The sequence below is a fragment of the Streptomyces sp. NPDC059524 genome, assembly GCF_042749255.1.
Classification (GTDB): Bacteria; Actinomycetota; Actinomycetes; order Streptomycetales; family Streptomycetaceae; genus Streptomyces; species Streptomyces xanthii.
The window spans coordinates 1,327-20,579 of record NZ_JBHYTK010000090.1 but is presented as its reverse complement, the minus strand read 5'-3'; the positions used below and the strand labels follow the sequence as shown (position 1 = coordinate 20,579).

The following is a 19,253-nucleotide window of genomic DNA, read 5'->3' as shown; positions in this document are numbered from 1 at the left end:
GCCCGCACCTCCCTGGGTGCGGGCCGACGCGCGTTCCGGGGCAGTCCGCCCCCGGGGCGTTGTCAGAGGTGGGTCGTATCTTGGCGGCATGGCAGCGATCAATGTTCCGCACATAGCCCTCGAGCACTGGTCCGAGGGTGATCTGGACCTGCTCCGTAGGAACAACACGCCGGAGATGACCGAGCACCTCGGTGGTCCGGAGTCCGAGGAGCGGCTCGTGGAGCGGCACCGGCGTTATCTCGACCCGGACGCGAACGGGACCATGTTCCGTGTCGTGCTGCTGCCGGAGGGCCGGGCGGTGGGCTCGACCGGCTTCTGGGACCACGAGTGGGGTGGCGAGCCGGCCTATGAGACGGGTTACGGGATCCTGCCGGAGTTCCAGGGGCGCGGTCTGGCGGTCGCGGCGACCCTGGCGGTCGTCGCCAGGGCCAGGGCCGACGGCAGGCACCGCTTCCTGTACGCCTTTCCCTCCGTCCACCACGCCGCGTCGAACGCGGTCTGCCGCAAGGCGGGGTTCGAACTCGTCGAGGAGTGCGAGTTCGAGTACCCCAAGGGGAACTTCATCCGCTCCCACGTGTGGCGGACGGACCTGTCAGCGGCCGCCGCCTAGCCGCCGCCCACGCTCACGTCGCGGAGGAGAACCGTGGTTCAGGCCCAGCTCATACGTACCGCGCGGCTCGAGCTCGTGCCGCTCGGCGTGGCGCACGCCGAGGAGATGGCTCGGGTGCTCGGGGATCCGGGGCTGCACACCTTCATCGGGGGTGAGCCGTACGGCGAGGCGGAGCTCAGGGCCCGGTACGAGAGGCTGGTGGGCGGGGCGCCGGATCCCGGTACCGCCTGGCTGAACTGGGTCGTGCGGATCACGGAGGAGCGGGTCCTGGCCGGCACCGTGCAGGCCACCGTCGACCTCACCCACCGCACCGCGGAGATCGCCTGGATCACCGGCACCCCCTGGCAGGGCAGAGGCATCGCGAGCGAGGCGGCGAAGGCGCTGGCCGACGCCCTGGCGGCCGGCCGGATCGCGGGCCCGATCGACATCGTGCTGGCCCACGTCCACCCGGAGCATCACGCCTCGGCCGCGGTCGCCCGGGCGGCCGGCCTGCGTCCCACCGACGTCCACCAGGACGGCGAGGTCCGCTGGATCCGCCGCACCGCGGCCGTCTGACCCTTCTCCTCCGACCGCGTACACCCGTTGGCCCACCCGGCGTGCGACATGTCCGGGTTGAGTTGATATTGAGGCGTACGTGACGCGTGATCGGTAAGAGGAGGCACTCCATGCGTGGAGCCACGCACGCCAAATGGGCTGCAGGTGCGGTGGCCGTAGCCCTCGCGGCGACGGCCTGTGGTGGAGGCAGTGACAGCGGGGGAGGCGGCGGTGGCGGCGACGGCTCCGGCGTCGTGCGCTCTTCGTGGGGCGACCCGCAGAACCCGCTGGAGCCCGCCAACACCAACGAGGTGCAGGGCGGCAAGGTCCTCGACATGATCTTCCGCGGTCTCAAGCGGTACGACCCGAAGACCGGCGAGGCCAAGGACATGCTCGCCGAGAAGATCGACACCTCGGACTCGCAGAACTTCACGATCACCGTCAAGGACGGCTGGACGTTCTCCAACGGCGAGAAGGTCACCGCGAAGTCCTTCGTCGACGCCTGGAACTACGGCGCGAGCCTGAAGAACAACCAGAAGAACGCCTACTTCTTCGGCCAGATCGACGGCTACGACAAGGTCCACCCCGACAGCGGCAGCCAGTCGGCCCAGACCCTGTCCGGCCTCAAGGTCACCGGCGAGCGCACCTTCACGGTCAAGCTGAACCAGAAGTTCTCGCTGTGGCCCGACACCCTCGGCTACGCGGCCTTCGCCCCGCTCCCGAAGGCGTTCTTCGACGACCACGACGCCTGGGTCAAGAAGCCCGTGGGCAACGGCCCGTACACGGTGCAGTCGTACCAGAAGGGCTCCCAGATGTCCCTGCGCAAGTGGGACAAGTACCCGGGAGACGACAAGGCGCAGAACGGCGGCGTGGACCTCAAGGTCTACACCGACAACAACACCGCCTACACGGACCTGACGGCCGGCAACCTCGACCTCGTCGACGACGTGCCCGCCTCCCAGCTCAAGAACGTGAAGGCCGACCTCGGCGACCGCTACATCAACACGCCGGCCGGCATCCTGCAGACCCTCGCCTTCCCGTTCTACGACCCCGCGTGGAACAAGGCGGACAGCGACAAGGTCCGCAAGGGCCTGTCCATGGCGATCAACCGCAAGCAGATCACCGAGACGATCTTCCAGAACACCCGCACCCCGGCCACCGACTGGACCTCCCCGGTCCTCGGCGAGAAGGGCGGCTACAAGCCCGGCCTGTGCGGCAAGTACTGCGACTACAACCCCACCGAGGCCAAGAAGCTGGTCAAGGAGGGCGGCGGCATCCCCGGCGGCCAGGTGCAGCTCGGCTACAACGCCGACACCGGCAGCCACAAGGAGTGGGTGGACGCGGTCTGCAACTCCATCAACAACGCGCTGGACAACGACAAGGCCTGCGTCGGCAGCCCCACCGGCACCTTCGCCGACTTCCGCAACAAGATCACGCAGAAGAAGATGAAGGGCCCGTTCCGCGCCGGCTGGCAGATGGACTACCCGCTCATCCAGAACTTCCTGCAGCCGCTGTACTACACCAACGCCTCCTCCAACGACGGCCACTGGTCGAACAAGCAGTTCGACAAGCTGATCGACGAGGCGAACGCCGAGTCCGACACCACGGCGGCCATCAAGAAGTTCCAGGAGGCCGAGGGCGTCGTCCGCGACAACATGGCCGCGATCACCCTCTGGTACCAGAACGGCAGCGCCGGCTACTCGGACAAGGTCTCCAACGTCGCGCTGAACCCCTTCAGCGTCCCCGTCTACAACGAGATCAAGGTCAACTGACCCCAGGAGGGCGGCAGTCCGGACCGGTCACCGGCCGGACTGCCGCCCTCACCGCTCACGGAACCGGAACCCGGAGTCCTCATGGGACGTTATGTGATCCGGCGCCTGCTGCAGATGATCCCGGTCTTCATCGGCGCGACGCTGCTGATCTTCCTCATGGTCAACGTGATGGGCGACCCCATCGCCGGCCTCTGCGGCGACCGGGCCTGCGACCCGGCCACCAAGGCCCAGCTGGAGAAGGAGTTCGGCCTCGACAAGCCGGTGCTCCAGCAATACCTGACGTACATGGGGAACGTGTTCACCGGCGACTTCGGCACGGCGTTCAACGGCCAGAAGGTCACCGAGCTGATGGCGAGCGCGTTCCCGGTCACCATCCGGCTGACCATCGTCGCCATCCTCTTCGAGATCATCGTCGGCATCACCCTCGGCGTGATCACGGGCCTGCGCCGCGGCCGCCCCATCGACACCACGGTGCTGCTGCTGACCCTCGTCGTGATCTCCATCCCGACGTTCGTCACCGGTCTGCTGCTGCAACTGCTCCTCGGCGTCGAATGGGGCTGGATCAGCCCGGCGGTCTCCACCGAGGCCCCGTTCAACGAACTGATCGTGCCGGGCCTCGTGCTCGCCTCGGTCTCCCTCGCCTACGTGACCCGGCTGACCCGCACCTCGATCGCGGAGAACCGGCGCGCCGACTACGTCCGCACCGCCATCGCGAAGGGCCTGCCCCGGCGCCGCGTCATCACCCGGCACCTGCTGCGCAACTCGCTGATCCCCGTGGTCACCTTCATCGGCGCGGACATCGGCTCCCTGATGGGCGGCGCCATCGTCACCGAGCGCATCTTCAACATCCACGGCGTCGGCTTCCAGATCTACCAGGGCATCGTGCGCCAGAACACCCAGACCGTGGTCGGCTTCGTGACGATCCTCGTCCTGGTCTTCCTCCTCGTGAACCTGATCGTCGACCTCCTGTACGCCGTACTCGACCCGAGGATCCGCTATGCCTGAACCCGAAGCGCCAGAGCCTGCACCCTGGTCCGGCGGCGGGCGGGCCCCCGAGGACGGGGCCATCGCGGCCACCGGCATGGGCGGCGCCATGGACCTCGCCACCAGCGAGGGCGAGACCCTGGAGAAGACCCGCACCGGCGGACCCGCCGGCGGCGGACCGGCCGGCAAGCCGCGCAGCCTGTGGTCCGACGCCTGGCGCGACCTGCGCCGCAACCCGGTGTTCATCATCTCCGGCCTGATCATCCTGTTCCTGGTCTTCATCTCGATCTGGCCGCAGGCCATCGCGTCCGGGAACCCGCTCTCCTGCGACCTCGCCAAGGCCCAGGAAGGCTCCCAGCCGGGCCACCCCTTCGGCTTCGACGGCCAGGGCTGCGACGTCTACACCCGCACCGTGTACGGCGCCCGGAACTCGATCACCGTCGGCGTCTGCGCCACCCTCGGCGTCGCGCTCCTCGGCTCCGTCCTCGGCGGCCTGGCGGGCTTCTTCGGCGGCTTCTGGGACTCGCTCCTGTCCCGGATCACCGACATCTTCTTCGCGATCCCCGTCGTCCTCGGCGGCCTCGTCCTGCTGTCCGTCGTCACCAGCAACACCGTCTGGCCCGTCGTCGGCTTCATGGTGCTGCTCGGCTGGCCGCAGATCTCCCGCATCGCCCGCGGCTCCGTCATCACCGCCAAACAGCACGACTACGTCCAGGCGGCCCGCGCGCTCGGCGCCTCCAACTCCCGGATGCTGCTGCGGCACATCGCGCCGAACGCCGTCGCGCCGGTCATCGTCGTCGCGACCATCGCGCTCGGCACGTACATCGCGCTCGAGGCGACCCTCTCGTACCTCGGCGTCGGCCTGAAGCCGCCCGCGGTCAGCTGGGGCATCGACATCTCGGCCGCCTCCGCCTACATCCGCAACGCCCCGCACATGCTGCTGTGGCCGGCCGGTGCCCTCGCCCTCACCGTGCTCGCGTTCATCATGCTCGGCGACGCGGTGCGCGACGCCCTCGACCCGAAGCTGAGGTAGCGCCCATGCCGTTGCTCGAAGTACGCGATCTGCACGTCGAGTTCCGCACCCGGGACGGCGTCGCCAAGGCCGTGAACGGCGTCAACTACACCGTCGACGAAGGCGAGACGCTCGCCGTGCTCGGCGAGTCCGGCTCCGGCAAGTCCGTCACCGCCCAGGCCGTCATGGGCATCCTCGACATGCCGCCCGGCCGGATCACCGGCGGCGAGATCCTCTTCAAGGGCCGCGACCTGCTCAAGCTGAAGGACGAGGAGCGGCGCAAGGTGCGCGGCGCCGAGATGGCGATGATCTTCCAGGACGCGCTGTCCTCCCTCAACCCCGTGCTCAGCGTGGGCGAGCAGATCGGCGAACTGTTCGTCGTCCACAAGGGCACGTCCAAGAAGGACGGCAAGGCCAAGGCCGTCGAGCTGATGGACCGGGTCCGCATCCCCGCCGCGAAGGAACGCGTCGGCCAGTACCCGCACCAGTTCTCCGGCGGCATGCGCCAGCGCATCATGATCGCGATGGCGCTCGCCCTCGAACCCGACCTGATCATCGCCGACGAGCCCACCACCGCCCTCGACGTCACCGTGCAGGCCCAGGTCATGGACCTGCTCGCAGAGCTCCAGAGCGAGCTCAACATGGGCCTCATCCTCATCACCCACGACCTGGGTGTCGTCGCCGACGTCGCCGACAAGATCGCCGTCATGTACGCCGGCCGCATCGTCGAGACGGCCCCCGTCCACGAGATCTACAAGCGGCCCGCCCACCCCTACACCAAGGGCCTGCTCGAATCGATCCCGCGCCTGGACCAGAAGGGCCAGGAGCTGTTCGCCATCAAGGGACTGCCGCCCAACCTCATGAACATCCCGCCCGGCTGCGCCTTCAACCCGCGCTGCCCGATGGCCCAGGACATCTGCCGCACCGACGTCCCGCCGCTCTACGAGGTCGCCCCCGAGCGGCGCAGCGCCTGCCACTTCTGGAAGGAGACGCTCGATGCCTCAAGCTGAACCCCTCCTCGAAGTGCGGGGCCTGGTCAAGCACTACCCCCTCACCCAGGGCATCCTGATCAAGAAGCAGGTCGGCGCGGTCAAGGCCGTCGACGGCGTCGACTTCGAGCTCGCCCAGGGCGAGACCCTCGGCATCGTCGGCGAGTCCGGCTGCGGCAAGTCGACCGTCGCCAAGATGCTGGTCAACCTCGAACGCCCCACCGCCGGCGCCATCAAGTACAAGGGCGAGGACATCACCAAGCTGTCCGGCCGCGCCCTGAAGGCCGTCCGCCGCAACATCCAGATGGTGTTCCAGGACCCGTACACCTCGCTCAACCCGCGCATGACGGTCGGCGACATCATCGGCGAGCCGTACGAGATCCACCCCGAGGTGGCCCCAAAGGGCGACCGGCGCAAGCGCGTCCAGGACCTCCTCGACGTGGTCGGCCTCAACCCCGAGTACATCAACCGGTACCCGCACCAGTTCTCCGGCGGCCAGCGCCAGCGCATCGGCATCGCCCGCGGCCTCGCCCTGCGCCCCGAGATCATCGTCGCCGACGAACCGGTCTCCGCGCTCGACGTCTCCGTCCAGGCGCAGGTCGTCAACCTCCTCGACCGGCTCCAGACCGAGTTCGACCTCTCCTACGTCTTCATCGCGCACGACCTCTCGATCGTGCGGCACATCTCCGACCGGGTCGGCGTGATGTACCTGGGCCGCATCGTCGAGATCGGCACGGACGAGGAGATCTACGAGCACCCGACGCACCCCTACACCCAGGCGCTCCTGTCCGCCGTGCCCGTCCCGGACCCGGACGCGCGCGAGCACCGCGAGCGGATCATCCTCTCCGGCGACGTCCCGTCCCCGGCGAACCCGCCCTCGGGCTGCCGCTTCCGCACCCGCTGCTGGAAGGCGCAGCAGCGCTGCGTGGACGAGGTCCCCCTCCTGGCGGTCCCGGCGGTCTTCCGCATCGGCGAGGAGGACAACCCGGCGAAGCACCCCTCGGCGTGCCACTTCGCGGAGGAGAAACACGTGGTGCCGAGCGAGTAGTCGTCCGCGGGTGTGTGGGGGCTGGTCGCGCAGTTCCCCGCGCCCCTGAAATGCATGGCGCTTCGCGCCGCATTTCCCCGATGAGGCGCAGCCTCATCAGGGGCGCGGGGCTGTGACATCAGCGGCTCCGCCGCGGGGCGCGACCAGCCCCCACCGGGCCGTCAGCGACCGTCCAACCCCAGCGACCTCTTCAGGAAGTCCACCTGGAGCAGGAGCAGGTTCTCGGCGACCTGCTCCTGAGGCGTCATGTGCGTCACGCCCGACAAGGGCAACACCTCGTGCGGCCGCCCGTCCGCCAGCAGAGCGGAGCTCAACCGCAGCGCGTGGGCCACGACGACATTGTCGTCGGCCAGCCCGTGAACGATGAGCATCGGCCGGTGCTGCGAGGCCACCTCGGACAGCCCGTCGTCCGTCACCAGGGAACTCTTCGCGTACGCCGCCGCGTCGACCCCCGGATCGCCCAGATACCGCTCCGTGTAATGCGTGTCGTACAGCCGCCAGTCCGTGACCGGCGCCCCCGCGATCCCCGCGTGGAAGACGTCCGGCCGCCGCAGCACGGCGAGCGCCGACAGATAGCCCCCGTACGACCACCCCCGCATCGCCACCTTGGACAGGTCCAGCGGGAAACGCCCGGCCAGCGCGTGCAGGGCCGTCACCTGGTCGTCCAGGGTCACCGTGAAGTCGCCCAGGATCGACTTCTCGCGCCCGGGGGAGAGGCCCGGCGTGCCCCGCCCGTCCGCGACGATCACCGCGAAGCCCTGGTCGGCGAACCACTGCGAGGTCAGACACGGGTTGTGCGCGGCCATGACCCGCTGCCCGTGCGGCCCGCCGTAGGGGTCCATGAGCACCGGGAGCGGCCCGTCACCTTCCTGGTACGAGGTCGGCAGCAGCACCGCGCAGGGGATGCCGTCCGCCTCCGTGAGCGTCACGCGCGGGGCGAGCACGGGCCGTTCGGCGTACGAGGCGATGTCCGCGACGTGCTTGCCGTCGCGCTCCACCCGCACCCGCGCCCCGGGCTCGGAGAGCGTCGCCGAGACGAGGACGGTGACGTCGCCGCCGCGCACCGCGGAGTGCACACCGGGCTCGGTCGTCACGCGCTGCACGCCCAGCTCGTTGACCCGCAGGACGTGCACCTCGCCGGTCTCCGGGGACTCGGCGTCGGCGCCCGCGGACGCCGAGACCAGCACGTCGCCGTCCCCCACGTCGAGCACGGCCCGCACATGGAACTGGGGCCCGGTCAGCGGCCGTTCGCCCACCGCGAGGACCCGCGCCCCGCCCTCGTCCGCGATCCGCACCAGCTGCCCGCTCGGCGACCAGCAGGGCACGCCGGGCAGCAGCTCCAGCCACTGGTCGTCCTCGTCGGCGTGCACCATCCGCGTCGAACCGTCGGCCGGGTCGACCGCCAGGTAGAGCGCGCTGCGCTGGTCGCGGGCCTGCACGAGGATCAGCGGGGCGCCGTCCGCCGACCAGTGCACCCGGGCCAGGTACGGGTACGCCTTGCGGTCCCAGACGACCTCGGTGCGCGCCCCGTCGAGGCCGTACGCGAAGAGCCGCACCTCGGCGTTGGGCGTGCCGGCCGCCGGGTACGCGGTGCGGGCCGGCTCACGGTCCGGGTGGGCCGGGTCGGCGATCCACCAGCGCTGCACGGCGGCGTCGTCCGCGCGGGCCACGAGCAGCCGGTCCGAGCCGGGGGACCACCAGTGGCCCCGGTAGCGGGACATCTCCTCGGCGGCGATGAACTCGGCGAGCCCGTACGTGACCGTCTCCGACTCGGGCTCGGCCAGCGCCCGGTCGCCCGTGCCGTCCGCGCCGACGACCCGCAGCGCGCCCTGCGTCACGTACGCGACGTGCAGGCCGTCGGGGGAGGGGCGCGGGTCGATGACCGGTCCGGGGACCGGGAGTTCGCGGGCGGTGCCCGCGCGCAGCTCGGCGACGAACAGGCGGCCCGAGAGCGCGAACGCGGCGAGCTCCACGGCGGCGTCCGTCGCGTAGCCCACGATGCCGGCGCCGCCCTCGCGGCTGCGCTCGCGCCGGGCCCGCTCCTGCGCGGAGAGCCGCTCGGAGGCGCCGTCGAGCAGCGCCACCGGGTCGGCGGCCACCCGCTCCTGACCGGCCGTCACATCGAGCACCCACAGCGCGTTCGCCCGGTCCGTGCCCGACGGGGACCGCAGGAAGGCGACGCGCTCCCCGTCCGGCGCGACCGTGAAGGCGCGCGGCGCCCCCAGGGTGAAACGCTGGGTACGCGCGTGCTGCCGCGGGAAGGAGTACGCCGCCTCGGCGCCGGTGTCTGTTCCGATCTCGGTGGTCATCCCCGCAGCCTAGGTGGCGCAGCCCTCACATGCGCCCCCTGTGTCCCTGTGCGCGGGCCGAAGCGGCTTGCCCGCAGGGGCGTGCGCCCCCGCGCGCTCCCCACCGCCCCTGTGCACCCTTCCCGCGACTCATGCGCGGCGACGCATAGTTATCATGCATACGCGCTGTGTGGACCCTGGGCACTGGACACCTTGGAGGAGGACCGCTGTGGCACTCTCGATCTCGGCCGTGGTGCTGTTCGCGATCATCGTCTTCATTCTGACCAAGAAGTCCGGCCTGAAATGGGGGCACGCGATCGTCTGCATGCTCCTCGGCTTCTACCTGGCGAGCTCCTCCATCGCCCCGTCCATCACCCAGCTGACGACGAACGTCGCAGGGATGATCGGCGGCATCAAGTTCTAGTCCCGCTCGTCTTAGGGTGGGCGCATGACCGAACTGCCCGCCCGGCGTCTGCTGCTCGTGCACGCGCACCCCGACGACGAGTCGATCAACAACGGCGCCACGATGGCCAAGTACGCCGCCGAAGGCGCCCACGTGACGCTGGTGACCTGCACCCTCGGCGAGGAGGGTGAGGTCATTCCCGCCGATCTGGCACATCTCGCCCCGGACCGGGAGGATCTGCTCGGCCCGCACCGGATCGGGGAGCTGGCCGCCGCCATGAAGGAGCTCGGGGTCACCGACCACCGCTTCCTCGGCGGCCCGGGCCGCTACCGGGACTCCGGGATGATGGGCGCCGAGCAGAACGAGCGGCCCGGCTCCTTCTGGTCCGCCGACCTCGACGAGGCCGCCGCCCACCTGGTCGCCGTCGTCCGCGAGATCCGCCCGCAGGTCCTGGTCACGTACGACCCCGACGGCGGCTACGGCCACCCCGACCACATCCAGGCGCACCGCGTCGCCCAGCGGGCCGCGGAGCTCGCCGCCGAGCCCGCCTTCCGGCGCGACCTCGGCGAACCGCACACGATCGAGAAGATCTACTGGAACCGGGTGCCCCGCACCGTCGTCGAGGACCGCTTCCGGCGCCTCGCCGAGACCCTGGACGCCACCCCGTTCACCGTGGCCGCGGTCGTCGCCGACGTCCCCGGTGTCACCGACGACGAGCGCATCACCACCGAGATCGACGGCCGCCCCTACGCCGACCGCAAGGCCGCCGCGATGCGCGCCCACGCCACCCAGGTCGACGTCACGGCCGACGGCACCGTCTTCGCGCTCTCCAACGACCTGGCGCAGCCGCTGTTCGACATCGAGTACTACGAGTTGGTGCGGGGCGAGCCCGGATCGGCCCGCGAGAAGGACCTGTTCGAGGGAGTGAGCGCGTGAGCGGCGACGGCAGGACGGCCACGGACCGGCAGGTCGACCTGCCCTTCTCCTTCGGCGGGACCTCACCCGCGCGGATCGCCGCCCTGGCCCTGCTGCTGGTGCTCGGCGCACTGGCCGGCCTCGCGGGCGCACTCGTCCAAAGCGGCTGGTTCCCGGGCGGGTTGCTGCTCGCGCTCGCCGGGGCGGCCGGCCTGTTCCTCGGAGGCGCCCGCCTGCTGCGCACCCGCACCGGCGCCCTGATCCCCGCGGCCGGCTGGCTCGTCGCGGTCGTCCTGCTCACCACGAGCCGGCCCGAGGGCGACTTCGTGTTCGGCGCCGGCATCGGCTCGTACGTCTTCCTGCTCGGCGGGATGGCCGTGGCTGTGATGTGCGCCACCCTTGGCGTGGGGCAGCAACCACCCGCGTCCGACGCCCGACTTGGGAAGTGACGTACCACTTCGACGACCTCGCCGCACGGGATTCACCATCCGTCACACAGTGACCCCCGGCCGCGGCCAGTATGGTGGTGCGCGCCGCCGAGCAGCCCGCGCGAGGTCGAGACGGGCGGCGGAGCCAACCGGGAGAACCTGCCTTGAGTCGTGAAACTGACAGTTCGTCCTCCGGGCCCCAGGGGCGCGGGGCTGCCGCGTACCCGTCGGGAACGCCTCCTTACGGGACGTCCGCGCGTCCCGGCGACGCCGGACCGACGCCTCCGGGCGACGAGGGCACCGACATTCCGGACGCGCCGAAGACCGAGACCACGCTGACGACCCGGATCCGGATCAACATCCCCGGCTCCCGGCCGATCCCGCCGGTCGTCATGCGCACGCCGATGAGCGACGCGGACGGCAAGCCGAAGGACGGCGGAGAGCCGGCCCGGACCCCGGCCGCCGCCCCCGCCGACGACGCGTCCCGCCCCTCGGCCCTCGCGTCCTACGCGGCCTCGACGACGGATTCCGCGTCCGCCGCGGCCCCGGCCGGTGCCCCGCAGGCGCCCGCCGAGCCCGAGGCGCAGCGTGAGACGCCGCGCGAGGAGAAGAAGACCAGCGACTGGTTCGCCCCGCGCAAGGCGGCGCCCGCCGCCTCGGCCTCCGGCGACCACGCCCCGGACCCCGAGCCGCAGGCGCCCCGCACGCCCGAGGCGCCGCGGGACGGCGGTTCGTCCGGCGGTTTCGACGTGACCGGCGCGATCGCCACCGGCCCCCTCGGCTCGTCCTCCGGCCCGCGCCCGCAGGCCCCCGGCGACCGCGGCGACCTGCCGTTCTTCTCCGGCGGCCAGGACTCCGGCGGCCGCGGCCCGGCGGGTCCGACGACGGGCCCCGTCAGCGGCGACGGCCCGATGATCACCTCCGGTGTCCCGGATCCGGCCGTCCCCGGCGCGGGGACCGCGCCCCGGATGAGCGACGACACCGCGATCCTCACCCCGCAGAAGCCGGCCCCCGAGCCCGGCCCCTCCGCGCAGGGCGGCCATGTCTCCGGTGACACCCTCACCAGCGGCATCCCGCGCGTCCCGGCGGCCGGCGGCCCCGGCTCGCCGTTCGCCCCGCCCACCGGCGGCCAGGGCCCGGCGCCCACGCCGTTCACCCCGCCGAAGCTGCCGGACCCGGTGCCGGCCCAGTCGGCCCCCGCCAAGAAGAAGGGCCGCAACAAGCTGGTCCTGATCGGCGCCGGCGTCGTCGGCCTGGCCGGTGTCGCCTACGGCGCGGGCCTGCTCATGAACCACTCCGACGTCCCCAAGGGCACCACCGTCCTCGGCGTCGACATCGGCGGCGGCACCCGCGACGAGGCCGCCGCCAAGCTGGAGACCGCCCTCGGCGCCCGCACCGACCAGGCCCTGAAGCTCTCCGTCGACGGCAAGACCGTCGAGCTGAAGCCGGACCAGGCGGGCCTCTCCCTCGACAGCGCGGCCACCGTCAGCGCCGCCGCGGGCAGCGACTACAACCCGGTCTCCGTCATCGGCTCGCTGTTCGGCGGCGAGCGCGTCGTCGACCCGGTCATGCCGGTCGACAACGAGAAGCTCGCGGCCGCCCTGGAGCGGGCCGCGGGCGGCGCCGCCGCGTCCGGCGACGGCACCATCCGCTTCGAGCCCGGCAAGGCCGTCGCCGTCTACGGCAAGACCGGCAAGGGCATCGACGTCGACAAGTCGACCGCCGCCGTCAGCGAGGCCTACCGCGCCCAGGTCGAGACCGGCGCCTCGGGCCCCGTCCAGGTGCCGACGACGACCCGGCAGCCCACGGTGCCGAACGCCGAGGTCGACCGGAAGATGAAGCAGTTCGCCGAGCCCGCCATGTCGGGTCTCATCACGATCAAGGCGGGCAGCGCGTCCATCCCGTTCGGCCCCGACAAGTCGCTGCCGAAGATCCTCGGCATGAAGGCCGTCGACGGCAAGCTCGTCGAGACCTACGACCTGAAGGCGCTCAAGGAGTTGTACGGCAACACCTTCGACGGCGTCCTGATCACCCGCGGCACCGGCAAGAAGACCCCGGTCACCCCGCAGGACGTCGCCCAGGCGATGGGCCGGGCACTGCTCGGCAAGACCGCGGCCGAGCGCGTCGTGGAGATCGACACCAACCCCACGTAGCCGGCCCCGTCACGGCTCCCGCATGACATCCGTCATGCGGGAGTCGCGACGCGCGACACTGCCGGGCGCCGCCGCCCGCCCGCGACGATGGCCGTATGAATGCAGCAGCGGTCACGTTCACCGGGGTCACCAAGGCCTACGGCACCGTCAAGGCGGTCGACGGCCTCAGCCTCGAACTGCACCCGGGCGAGACGGTCGCCCTCCTCGGGCCCAACGGCGCCGGCAAGTCGACCACCCTCGACCTGCTGCTCGGCCTGCGCCCCGCCGACAGCGGCGACGTCCGCGTCTTCGGCACCCGGCCCCGCGAGGCCATCGTCCGCGGCCGCGTCGGCGCCATGCTGCAGAGCGGCGGCCTCATGGACGAGGTCACCGTCGCCGAACTCGTCCAGCTGGCCTGCTCCCTGCACCCGCGCCCGTACCCGGTGCGCGAGGTGCTCAGCCGCGCGGGCGTCACGCAGATCGCCGACCGCAAGGTCAACAAGCTGTCCGGCGGCCAGGAGCAGCGCGTCCGCTTCGCCCTCGCCACCGCCGGTGACAGTGACCTGATCGTCCTCGACGAGCCGACCACCGGCATGGACGTCTCCGCCCGCCAGGCCTTCTGGGCCACCATGCGCGAGCAGGCCGACCGCGGCCGCACCGTCCTGTTCGCCACGCACTACCTGGAGGAGGCGGACGCGATCGCCGACCGCGTCCTCGTCCTGCACCGCGGCCGGCTCCTCGCCGACGGCACCGCCGCCGAGATCAAGGCGAAGGCGGGCGCCCGCAAGGTCTCCTTCGACCTCGACGCCGTCGACCCCGACGCCCTCGCGGGGCTCCCGCATCTGACCGGCATCACGGTCTCCGGATCCACGGTCCGCATCCAGTCCACCGACGCCGACGCGACCGTGCACGCGCTGTACGGGCTCGGCCTCTACCCGCGCAACCTGGAGGTCGCGGGCCTCGGCCTGGAGCAGGCCTTCGTCGCCATCACCGAGGCCGAGGAGGCCAGAACCCGATGAACAGCCTGATCAAGCTGGAACTCGCCCGCGCCCTGCGGAACAAGAAGTTCCTGTTCTTCTCGGTGATCTACCCGTCCGTCCTGTTCCTGATCATCTCCGGGAGCGCGGGCGGCGCGGACGAGCGGGTGGACGGCACCGGCCTCACCGTGGCCTCGTTCATGATGGTCTCGATGGCCTCCTTCGGCGCCCTCACCGCCGTCCTCATGGGCAACAGCGAACGCATCGCCAAGGAACGCGAGAGCGGCTGGGTCCGCCAACTGCGCCTGACCACCCTGCCGGGCCGCGGCTACGTCCTCGCCAAGACCGCGAGCGCCGCCGTCGTCTCCCTGCCGTCCATCGTGGTCGTCTTCGCCGTCGCCGCGCTCCTGAAGGACGTACGGTTCGAGGCCTGGCAGTGGCTCGCGCTCACCGGCGCGATCTGGGCCGGCAGCCTCTGCTTCGCCGCGCTCGGCGTCGCCATCGGCTACCTCGCGTCCGGCGACGCGGTCCGCCCCCTCACGATGATCGTCTACTTCGGCCTGTCCGTCCTCGGCGGCCTGTGGATGCCCGCCACCACGTTCCCGGACTGGCTCCAGGACATCGCCCGGTGGCTGCCCACGCACGCGTACGCTGCCCTCGGCCGGGCCATCGAACTGGGGGACGCCCCGCACGCCGGGGACGTCACCCTGCTCGTCGCGTACTTCCTGCTCTTCGCGGGCGGCGCGGCCTGGCTGTACCGGAAGGACACCCTGAAGGCGTGAGCGACATGGACGTGGACGCCGGGCTCGACGCCGGCACCGAGCGGCGGCTGCCCAAGATCGGTCAGCCGCCCGAGAACCGCCGCGAGTTCTTCGTGAAGCTCCTCTGGATCGGCATGTGGCTGATCTTCATGAGCGACCCGGTCTCCGACCTGCTCGACCACCGGCACGGCCCCGCCGGCACCGCCCTCGGCTGGACCGGCCTGATCCTGTTCACCCTCGCCTACGTGACCCTGGTCTTCCGGCACACCAACTGGCCGGTGACCGGCGCGATCGTGCCCGCCGCCCTGACCGCCCTGACGGCCGGCGCCGTCACCCTCTCCCTCACCCTGGGCGGCCCCTGGCTCGTCCTCTTCGTCTACGTGGCCGTCGCCTGCGGAGCCGTCCTCCCGATCCGCGTCTCCCGCATCGCGATCCTCGTGACGACCGGCCTCATGGTCGCCATCGCCGCATACCTCGACGAAGGGCCCGAACTCGGCCTGGTCGTGCCCGCGCTGCTCGGCGGCTTCTCCATGACCGGCGTGCGCCAGCTCGTACGGACCACCCGCGAACTGCGCCGCGCCCGCGCCCAGGTCGCCCAGCTCGCCGCCAACGAGGAGCGGCTGCGGCTCGCCCGCGACCTGCACGACCTGCTCGGCCACTCCCTGTCGCTCATCACGCTCAAGAGCGAACTGGCCGGCCGCATGCTGCCCGACCACCCCGACAAGGCCGCCGACCAGGTCGCCGACATCGAGAAGGTCAGCCGGCAGGCCCTCGTCGACGTCCGTGAGGCCGTCACCGGCTACCGGCGGCCCCGGCTCGCCGCCGAACTCGCGGGCGCCCAGGCGGCGCTGTCCGCCGCCGGCATCGCCGCCGAGGTCCCCTCCACCGGTCCCGACCTGCCCGAGACCCAGGAGGCCGCGCTCGCCTGGACCCTGCGCGAGGCCGTCACCAACGTCGTACGGCACAGCGGCGCCCGGCGCTGCCTCGTCCACCTCGTCCGGCGCGAGACCCTCGCCGGGCCGGTCGTCGAGCTGACCGTCGAGGACGACGGCGCCGGGCCCTCCGGCTCCCCGCCCGGCAACGGCCTCACCGGCCTCGCCGAACGCGTCGCGGCCGTCGGCGGCACCCTCGACACCGGCCCGGCGGCCGGGCGCGGCTTCCTGCTGGTGGCCCGGGTCCCCGCGGCCTCCGTAGGATCCGCCGCATGATCACGCCGAACGACACGACGATCAGGGTGCTGCTCGCCGAGGACCAGTCGATGGTGCGCGAGGCCCTCGCGGCGCTGCTCGGCCTGGAGCCGGACATCGAGGTCGTCGTCCAGGTCGCCCGCGGCGACGAGGTCCTCGCGGCGGCCCGCGCGCACGCCGTCGACGTGGCGCTGCTCGACATCGAGATGCCCGGCTGCACCGGCATCGAGGCCGCCGCCCGACTCCACGCCGCCCTCCCGGACGTGAAGCTGGTCGTCCTGACGACCTTCGGCCGCCCGGGCTACCTGCGCAGCGCGATGGAGGCGGGCGCCGACGCGTTCCTCGTCAAGGACGCCCCGGCCGCCCAGCTCGCCGAAGCCGTCCGTACGGTCCTGCGCGGCGAACGCGTCATCGACCCGGCCCTGGCCGCCGCCGCCCTCGCCGAGGGCGCCAACCCCCTCACCGACCGCGAACGCGAGATCCTCCGCGAGGCCGCCGACGGCCGCACCAACGCGGAACTGGCCCGTGCCCTGCACCTCTCCCAGGGCACGATCCGCAACTACCTCTCCACAGCCATCCAAAAACTGGCGGTCCGCAACAGAGCGGAAGCGGTAAGAGCCGCCAGAGAAAAGGGCTGGCTGTGAGCCGCGCCCCCTCAGGTGCGCGGGGCTGTGCCTGATCAGCGGCTTCGGGGCGGGGCGCGATCGGCCACGACGAGGGGCGCACCCGGCGACCAGCCGCCCCGCACCGCTCAGTTCATCATCGCCCGGGCCGCGCGCGCCTGGCCGCGGACGAGTTCTGCCGCCGCGTCGTCCACCGCGCCGAGCACCTCCGCGTAGGCCTCCAGCTCGACCGCCCCGGAGACGAACTCGCCGCGACGGACCAGGAGTTGGGCGCGCTCGTAGCGCAGGCGGGCCGGGTGCGAGGGGAGCAGCAGGGACAGTTCCACCGCCCACAGGGACACGTCGGAGTGCTCGGGGCGCGCCGCCGCCCAGGCCCGCACGTTGTTGAGGATCCGCAGGACGATCTCCACCGGATCCGCGGGCCGCAGCATCGACCCCTCCAGCGGCGCCCCCGTGGCCCCGACGACGAGCAGCTCCGCGTCCGCCCCGCTCAGCACCCGCCCCGCCCCGAAGGGATCCGCCAGCACCTGCTCCTCCGGCGCCCCGAACCCGACCACGAAATGCCCCGGCAGCGCCACCCCGTACACCGGCGCCCCGGCCCGTCGTGCCACCTCCAGCCACACCACGGACAGCAGGATCGGCAGCCCGCGCCGCCGCCGCATCACCTCGTGCAGCAGCGAGGATTCCAGCCGCTGATAGTCGCCGGGCACCCCGTGGAAGCCGAGCCGCGCCCCCAGCAGCTCGCCCAGCGCGAGCGCCCAGGACCGCGGCCCGCCCGGCCGGAACGGCAACTGCCCGGCCAGCTCGTCCAGTTCGATCTGCACGGCGTCCATCCCGGCCTCGTCGAGCCCGGGATCCGCCTCCGCCGCGACCAACAGGCACAGCAGCGCCAGATCAGGCCGTTCGGCCCGCGCCTCCTCGGCGAACCTGCGGCGCAGCTCGCTGCTCATCGCCCGTCCGCCTCCGCCTCCGGCGCCCGGTAGTGGTGGTAGGCGTGATGCGTGGCGAAGCCCAGACCGTCGTACAGCGCCCGCGCCCCCGCGTTGTCCGCCTCCACCTGCAGCCACGCCGCCGACGCACCCTCGTCGAGCGCCTGCCGGGCCAGCGCCGCCATCACCAGCGTCCCGAGACCCTCACGGCGCCGCTCCGGGGCCACCTCGACCGCCGCGAACCCGGCCCACCGCCCGTCGACCACGCACCGCCCGATCGCCGCCGGCGCCCCGCCCTCGCCGGGCACCGTCGCGAACCACACGGACGGCCCGGAGTGCAGCACCTTCAGCACGGCCGGCGAGGCCTTCCCGAACCGCTGGTACCGGTTCAGCCACGCCTCGTCGCAGGTCCGCGCGATCCGCACCCGCTCCCCGAGATCGACCGCGTCCACCGCGTCCCCGATCGGCGCCAGCGAGGCGATCCGCAGCTCCGCGCTGACCTCCCGCACCCAGCCCCGCGCCTCGAGCTCCGCGCAGAGCAGCTCCTGCGCACCGGGCGCCCCCGTGGCCGTCTGGGCGTAAGCGGGAAGATCACGGGCCGCGTACCACGCGCGTACGAAGGCGAGGGCCTCGTCGAGGGGGAGACCGGGATCGCCCAGCGGGAGGACGGAGTTCGCCCTCCGCGTGAAGCCCTCGGCCGCCCGCAGCTCCCAGTCGCCGAGCCGCTCGCTCTCCAGCGGCTGCCAGGCGCGCGCGGCGGCCCGGGCGAGCTCCGGAAACGTGGCGGCGGGGCCGCGCCGGCGGGCCGGTTCGGCGGGCACGACCTTGCCCGCGACCAGCGTCGACTCCTCGATGCGCACGCTCTCACCACCCCGTCGTGTGATGTGCAGCACACCATCGTCCCACGATGTGAGAACGCCGACGGTGTCGGTGAACTTCCGACCCGCGGGGCCGTCCTCCGTCACCCGTCGTACAGACACGCGTTTTCCCACGTCAGACGGGTTCAAGCGAACCTCGAGCCGTCCGCCCGCAGTGAATTCCACAGCTCGGTCCACCCCTCCTGTTCGGATCATGCCCAAGAACGGAGATACTAGGGGCGGGCATCGACGACGCCGCGCTCCCGCGCGCCAGGCGGCGGAGCCTGTGGAGGCCCGCCAGCGCCCTATCGAGGAGGAACGACAGCGTGACTTACGTCATCGCGCAGCCTTGTGTCGACGTCAAGGACAAGGCGTGCATCGAGGAGTGCCCGGTCGACTGCATCTACGAGGGCTCCCGGTCCTTGTACATCCACCCGGACGAATGCGTCGACTGTGGTGCCTGTGAGCCGGTCTGCCCGGTCGAGGCGATCTTCTACGAGGACGACACTCCTGAGGAGTGGAAGGACTACTACAAGGCGAACGTCGAGTTCTTCGACGAGCTCGGTTCGCCCGGTGGTGCCTCGAAGATGGGCCTGATCGAGAAGGACCACCCGTTCATCGCCGCGCTGCCGCCGCAGAACGGCTGACGCCGCCGGTCAGCGGTACGCATGCGCACGACCCCGGTCCCGTACGGCTTCGTCAGTCGCAGTCGGGAGCCGGGCGTTTAATGACCAGCAGACAACGACGCAGGGAGGACGGGCCCAAGACTGTGTGCACGACACCAGAGGCCGGAGACGACCCCCC

At 71.8% G+C, this 19,253-nt stretch carries 19 protein-coding genes; 16 read left to right on the top strand and 3 right to left on the bottom strand.

Annotated features, from left to right (window positions below):
• The first annotated feature begins 88 nt into the window (after positions 1–88).
• From ACFW9D_RS23785 to ACFW9D_RS23755, 7 genes are all read left to right on the top strand, one after another.
• A complete protein-coding gene (locus tag ACFW9D_RS23785) occupies positions 89–610 on the top strand; it encodes a GNAT family N-acetyltransferase (protein WP_384624503.1) in 522 nt (173 codons plus the stop codon).
• Between the two features lie 33 nt (positions 611–643).
• Positions 644–1,165 (top strand): GNAT family N-acetyltransferase, encoded by a 522-nt coding sequence (locus ACFW9D_RS23780; protein WP_384624502.1) that lies wholly within the window; start codon positions 644–646, stop codon positions 1,163–1,165.
• 110 nt (positions 1,166–1,275) lie between these two features.
• Positions 1,276–2,916 carry an ABC transporter substrate-binding protein gene (locus ACFW9D_RS23775; RefSeq protein WP_188337046.1) on the top strand — a complete coding sequence of 547 codons (1,641 nt, stop codon included), beginning with the start codon at positions 1,276–1,278 and terminating at the stop codon, positions 2,914–2,916.
• 81 nt (positions 2,917–2,997) lie between these two features.
• Positions 2,998–3,921 (top strand): ABC transporter permease, encoded by a 924-nt coding sequence (locus ACFW9D_RS23770; protein WP_384624500.1) that lies wholly within the window; start codon positions 2,998–3,000, stop codon positions 3,919–3,921.
• Positions 3,914–4,933 carry an ABC transporter permease gene (locus tag ACFW9D_RS23765; protein ID WP_188337044.1) on the top strand — a complete coding sequence of 340 codons (1,020 nt, stop codon included), beginning with the start codon at positions 3,914–3,916 and terminating at the stop codon, positions 4,931–4,933. Before ACFW9D_RS23770 ends, ACFW9D_RS23765 begins: the two co-directional genes overlap by 8 nt.
• A gap of 5 nt (positions 4,934–4,938) precedes the next feature.
• Positions 4,939–5,922 carry an ABC transporter ATP-binding protein gene (locus ACFW9D_RS23760; RefSeq protein WP_188337043.1) on the top strand — a complete coding sequence of 328 codons (984 nt, stop codon included), beginning with the start codon at positions 4,939–4,941 and terminating at the stop codon, positions 5,920–5,922.
• Positions 5,909–6,949, top strand: coding sequence for an ABC transporter ATP-binding protein (locus ACFW9D_RS23755; protein ID WP_188337042.1), 1,041 nt, complete (start codon positions 5,909–5,911; stop codon positions 6,947–6,949). The genes ACFW9D_RS23760 and ACFW9D_RS23755 overlap by 14 nt, the downstream gene beginning before the upstream one ends.
• A gap of 161 nt (positions 6,950–7,110) precedes the next feature.
• Here ACFW9D_RS23755 and ACFW9D_RS23750 read toward each other — a convergent pair whose 3' ends face one another.
• A complete protein-coding gene (locus tag ACFW9D_RS23750; protein ID WP_384624497.1) occupies positions 7,111–9,258 on the bottom strand; it encodes a prolyl oligopeptidase family serine peptidase in 2,148 nt (715 codons plus the stop codon).
• Positions 9,259–9,466: 208 nt separating this feature from the next.
• Here ACFW9D_RS23750 and ACFW9D_RS23745 point away from each other — a divergent pair, with 208 nt between their 5' ends.
• The 8 genes from ACFW9D_RS23745 to ACFW9D_RS23710 all read left to right on the top strand — a co-directional run bounded on the left by ACFW9D_RS23745 (position 9,467) and on the right by ACFW9D_RS23710 (position 16,684).
• Positions 9,467–9,661, top strand: a complete 195-nt coding sequence (locus ACFW9D_RS23745; RefSeq protein WP_188337040.1) for a hypothetical protein — start codon at positions 9,467–9,469, stop codon at positions 9,659–9,661.
• Between the two features lie 24 nt (positions 9,662–9,685).
• The gene (mshB, locus tag ACFW9D_RS23740) at positions 9,686–10,576 is read left to right on the top strand and encodes an N-acetyl-1-D-myo-inositol-2-amino-2-deoxy-alpha-D-glucopyranoside deacetylase (RefSeq protein WP_384624495.1); all 891 of its coding nucleotides are present in this window, start codon (positions 9,686–9,688) and stop codon (positions 10,574–10,576) included.
• Positions 10,577–10,614: 38 nt separating this feature from the next.
• Positions 10,615–11,004 (top strand): DUF6113 family protein, encoded by a 390-nt coding sequence (locus tag ACFW9D_RS23735; RefSeq protein ID WP_188341325.1) that lies wholly within the window; start codon positions 10,615–10,617, stop codon positions 11,002–11,004.
• A gap of 143 nt (positions 11,005–11,147) precedes the next feature.
• Positions 11,148–13,136: a hypothetical protein gene (locus ACFW9D_RS23730; protein WP_384624494.1), complete on the top strand. Its 1,989-nt coding sequence runs from the start codon at positions 11,148–11,150 to the stop codon at positions 13,134–13,136.
• A gap of 95 nt (positions 13,137–13,231) precedes the next feature.
• On the top strand, positions 13,232–14,134 hold the full coding sequence (locus tag ACFW9D_RS23725; RefSeq protein ID WP_384624492.1) for an ABC transporter ATP-binding protein: 903 nt from the start codon (positions 13,232–13,234) through the stop codon (positions 14,132–14,134).
• Entirely contained in the window at positions 14,131–14,874 is a 744-nt protein-coding gene (locus tag ACFW9D_RS23720; RefSeq protein ID WP_384624490.1) for an ABC transporter permease, read from the top strand. Before ACFW9D_RS23725 ends, ACFW9D_RS23720 begins: the two co-directional genes overlap by 4 nt.
• A 5-nt stretch (positions 14,875–14,879) precedes the next feature.
• Positions 14,880–16,061: a sensor histidine kinase gene (locus ACFW9D_RS23715; RefSeq protein WP_384624511.1), complete on the top strand. Its 1,182-nt coding sequence runs from the start codon at positions 14,880–14,882 to the stop codon at positions 16,059–16,061.
• On the top strand, positions 16,058–16,684 hold the full coding sequence (locus ACFW9D_RS23710; protein ID WP_384624488.1) for a response regulator: 627 nt from the start codon (positions 16,058–16,060) through the stop codon (positions 16,682–16,684). Before ACFW9D_RS23715 ends, ACFW9D_RS23710 begins: the two co-directional genes overlap by 4 nt.
• Before the next feature lie 107 nt (positions 16,685–16,791).
• On the opposite strand, the gene ACFW9D_RS23705 is transcribed toward ACFW9D_RS23710, so the two are convergent.
• Both ACFW9D_RS23705 and ACFW9D_RS23700 read right to left on the bottom strand, forming a co-directional pair.
• Entirely contained in the window at positions 16,792–17,613 is an 822-nt protein-coding gene (locus ACFW9D_RS23705) for a transglutaminase-like domain-containing protein (RefSeq protein WP_188337033.1), read from the bottom strand.
• Complete coding sequence (locus tag ACFW9D_RS23700; RefSeq protein WP_384624486.1) at positions 17,610–18,635, bottom strand: GNAT family N-acetyltransferase; 1,026 nt, start codon at positions 18,633–18,635, stop codon at positions 17,610–17,612. Before ACFW9D_RS23700 ends, ACFW9D_RS23705 begins: the two co-directional genes overlap by 4 nt.
• 140 nt (positions 18,636–18,775) lie before the next feature.
• Between ACFW9D_RS23700 and fdxA the strand changes: the two genes are divergently transcribed.
• Positions 18,776–19,096 (top strand): ferredoxin, encoded by a 321-nt coding sequence (fdxA, locus tag ACFW9D_RS23695; protein ID WP_161301852.1) that lies wholly within the window; start codon positions 18,776–18,778, stop codon positions 19,094–19,096.
• The last annotated feature ends 157 nt before the right edge of the window (positions 19,097–19,253 follow it).